This window comes from Bradyrhizobium sp. Mp27, from assembly GCF_029953005.1.
GTDB lineage: Bacteria > Pseudomonadota > Alphaproteobacteria > Rhizobiales > Xanthobacteraceae > Bradyrhizobium > Bradyrhizobium barranii.
Map to the genome: position 1 here is coordinate 1 of NZ_JASAUS010000644.1, position 440 is coordinate 440.

Consider the following 440-nt stretch of genomic DNA (forward strand, 5'->3'; position numbering starts at 1 on the left):
AGTCTCGGTCATGGCGTATCGCTCTCCTCGAGAGGTTCTGGCAGGCTCGTCACCCGCCTCGATACGCCGCCTTCCTCACACCGTCATCACCCAGATTCCGCCATAGCTCGTTCCGCGAGGAATTTGATCGCCACATCGGCCACGTCAATTCCGAAAACGCCGCGCTGCCTTGGGATCGTCTGGGCCACTGGGCGCAGGATGACGAGGACTGGGCGGAGGCGGAGCGCTGCTTTCGCAAGGCCTATGACTTGGCGGGCGGTGAATACGGCTATTGCCTGGCGATTGCCCTCAAAGCGCTGGAGCGGTTCGATGAGAGCGTGCCGCTGCTGCTGGAGCTATGGCGGAATCTGGGTGATGACGGTGTGAGGAAGGCGGCGTATCGAGGCGGGTGACGAGCCTGCCAGAACCTCTCGAGGAGAGCGATACGCCATGACCGAGAC

General features: G+C 62.5%; 1 pseudogene. It reads left to right on the top strand.

Annotated features, from left to right (window positions below):
• Positions 1–392: pseudogene (locus QJT78_RS52155) on the top strand (hypothetical protein); the annotation flags it as partial.
• Positions 393–440 lie beyond the last annotated feature (48 nt).